The following is a 3,109-nucleotide window of genomic DNA, read 5'->3' as shown; positions in this document are numbered from 1 at the left end:
ATTGAAAGGAATAAAGATGGATAAAGCGCACTTAATTATTTATTTAGCAGTGCTTGCATCTATCGTTAGTGTTTTAATAACTTGTTGTCTTTTATATCTAATCAGAGATAGGTTAAGCAAATTGTTTTCTAAAAATACATTATTGAAAATCAAGAAGTTTTTAAAAGAGAATGTTAGAGTTGTTAATCGCCCATTAGATGAATTAGATAAAGATGATTATAGTTTTATAAAAAAAGATATTTTAGGATATGTATAAATACTAAGCCTAGCTTTTTAACTAGGCTTATTTTCACATATTTCTATTTTGGTTACCAAAATCTATCACTTTGTTAATGTCAGCTTTTCCATCTTTAATATCTTTTTGTATGCCAGCATAATCAATCTTATTATTTCTTTCTTCTATAGCAGTTCCTGCTTTTTTCTCAGCTGCACCTGCTGCTTTTTGAATTCCACCTGCTAATCTTTCTGATTTAACATCATTAGGGGCATTTCTTGTTGCCATAAAGCCTTTTTGTCTTGAATTTAAATCATCTATGGCTTTATTGTGATCAGTCATAACACCTCTTGGATCATGATAATTGTGCTTTGATTATCCAAACAATCCATTTGAATTGACATTAGAATCTACTCCTGCGTAATGTGATAATCCTTGCATATCTCCCCTTGCAGCCATATTTTAACAGCATTCACAGCAGAAGCCACATTTTCTTTATTAACTACGCCACCATAATTTTCATTGATATAGCCTTGAACGATAGATGATCCGCCATCATAACCCACTGAATTATTAAGTGTTTTAGCTTCATTATATCTATCCATAGAACTTTTAATACTAGCAGAATTTGTAACATTTCCTGTTTTAAGAAGATTGTTAAATGAAGCACTTGCATCTCTATTTTTGCCAATTTCATTAGAAAGACTTTCGTTAAAGGTTTTATTAAATGTTTCTTGTTGATTTTTGCTTAGATTTTGATACCAATCTTCAGTTTCTACCGATCCTGTAGATACATAGCCTCCTGCATCAATATTTATTCTAACTCCTTTTATTTCTTTATTTAAGCCAATACCACCGCCAATTTTTCCACTCATCACATCTTCATAAGCTTGTTTTACATCCACACCTGTTGCTTTAGAATAAGCATTAGCTAAAGCATGTTGCGTTGCATTAGTAATAGCACTTCTATCGTTTTCTGATAAGGCTAAGCTATCTCCTTTGCCACTAGCAACTTCTAAAGCTCTTTGAGATAGGTTAGAATTTTGAATCGCATCACTTAGAGCGTGTGCTCTTGTTTCTAAATTGCTTGCAGTCATACCAGCATTTAAACCTTTAATAGCGGCATTACCTATTGAACCATTAGCATTGATTACAGCTGAACTTCCTGTCATATTATCTTTAACTAATTCGCCACCATGTTGCATATCTCTTGTTCCCATAAAACTTCTACCACCTGCACCAAACGAAGATTGAAGAGTATTATAACCTGCACCCACAGCCCAAACTTCATCTCCTCTAGGAGCAGCGATGCTAGTTTGTGTAGATAGAGCTTGCTGATTTGCAAAGCTTCCAGCAGCTCTTGAAGCACCTGTTAGAGCTTGAGATAATCCAGAAGCAAAAGTTACAAATCCTTGTTCACTTGCTTTAGCTATAGCATAAGCTAAAACAGGAGTACTCATTACAAGATAATTCATGAAATTTGATCTATTTGCTACTTCTTTGAATATAAGCATGTTATCTCCTAAGCTTAAAGCTGCTTTTCCACCTGTTATTACTTGCGCAACTTTCATAAGATTATAATCATTTAGATAGTTAATAATACAAAGTATAGGAGTCCAAAGCACTATCCAAATACACAGAGTAAAAAACATCTTAATATGTGCGTAAGAGCCAAATACAATAGAAAGTAAAGCAACAAGCCAAGATAAACCTATGATAATAGCTGTTAAATAAGCTTTAGCTAAAGGCAAATAAGTTTGTGCCATGTGTCCTTGTGCTTGCATACTTGCGTAAAATTGCTGATCCGCATAAGCAGTATTTGCAGCCACAGAAGCAGGATTTAATCCTACTGATTTAGCGGTATTAATGATTGCATCTTGAGAAGCAAGCATTATCATGGATTGCTGTAAATAAGATCTAGCACTTACAGCTTGTTCGTTATAGATTTGTGCAGCGCCTAAGAACTTTTGCTCATAATTTGTCATATCATTCGCCATACCAAGCAAAGCAGCATGGATTTTCATAGCTTCATCTGTATCTTTTTTAATCATTTCAACGATTTGAGGACCCGCATCAGAACAAGGTACAACGCTTTGTTCTTCAACATTATTATTATTTTTAAACAAAGGAGTGAGCTGAGAGCCATTGCCTATGTTTGTGAAAAGATCTTGCATTAAATTATCAGAGTTTTGAAAAAGATTTCTACCTTGTTGATTATACTGAAACGCAGTTTCTAAAGTAAAAATCAATATTTTTTTGTAAAGTTGCATCAATAGCCGAAAGCTTTACACTTGGTAAAGTACTCATCACTTGAAGTGAAAAACCTAAACCTGCGTTAGAAAAATTTGTAGATTGTGGAGTTGAAAAATGTTTTTCCATAGCTTCTAGAATAAGTCTTTCAAATTGTGTCATTAATGCAAAGCTTTTTCCTATGCCTATAGAAATTTGAGAAATGACATAATCTTTGCTAGTGACTTCATCGTGAATCATGAAGCGGTGATTATTGTCATTTGGTGCTTTTAAAAACATGTACCACACTACAGCAAAAAGCATAAACATTTTTCCAAGTTCAAACACAGGATTTGTTTGTCCATCCATTGCTTTTTTGATACTGAAAAGCAATAATGAAATAGCTAAGGCTGCATTAACGATATAATCTGTTTCAGTGGTTATACCTTTAACCGCTTGCATGATTTCATTCATCACATCGCCATAACCCCAAGTATAGATTAGATTTCCATTAGCTATTTCAGTTGCACCAAATAAAAATGAAGGTGCAAAAAACAAAGTGCTAAAGAATAACAAGTAAAATCTTTTCACGGATTATATTAAAGAAGTTAAAGAGTTTATTTGGTATAATTATAAAAGGGTGAAACGCCAAAGGGCTGCCACCCT

General features: G+C 33.5%; 2 protein-coding genes and 1 pseudogene. 1 reads left to right on the top strand and 2 read right to left on the bottom strand.

Annotation, left to right across the window (positions count from 1 at the left end):
• The first annotated feature begins 16 nt into the window (after positions 1 to 16).
• Entirely contained in the window at positions 17 to 256 is a 240-nt protein-coding gene (locus BGS40_RS06385) for a hypothetical protein (protein ID WP_096738519.1), read from the top strand.
• Between the two features lie 33 nt (positions 257 to 289).
• Here BGS40_RS06385 and BGS40_RS09800 read toward each other — a convergent pair whose 3' ends face one another.
• Together BGS40_RS09800 and BGS40_RS09945 are read right to left on the bottom strand one after the other, a co-directional pair.
• The gene (locus BGS40_RS09800; RefSeq protein ID WP_257841718.1) at positions 290 to 556 is read right to left on the bottom strand and encodes a hypothetical protein; all 267 of its coding nucleotides are present in this window, start codon (positions 554 to 556) and stop codon (positions 290 to 292) included.
• A 782-nt stretch (positions 557 to 1,338) separates the two neighbouring features.
• Positions 1,339 to 3,034, bottom strand: a pseudogene (locus BGS40_RS09945) (conjugal transfer protein TraG N-terminal domain-containing protein); the annotation flags it as partial.
• Positions 3,035 to 3,109 lie beyond the last annotated feature (75 nt).

Origin of the sequence: Campylobacter sp. 107, assembly GCF_002383835.1 — a bacterium.
GTDB classification, from domain to species: Bacteria; Campylobacterota; Campylobacteria; order Campylobacterales; family Campylobacteraceae; genus Campylobacter_D; species Campylobacter_D jejuni.
This window is presented reverse-complemented; position numbering and strand designations above follow the sequence as displayed.

Bases quoted from the DNA above. Each gene is read 5' to 3' on its own strand.
- BGS40_RS06385 (WP_096738519.1), top strand. From the start codon at position 17: ATGGATAAAGCGCACTTAATTATTTATTTAGCAGTGCTTGCATCTATC.
- BGS40_RS09800 (WP_257841718.1), bottom strand. From the start codon at position 556: ATGACTGATCACAATAAAGCCATAGATGATTTAAATTCAAGACAAAAA.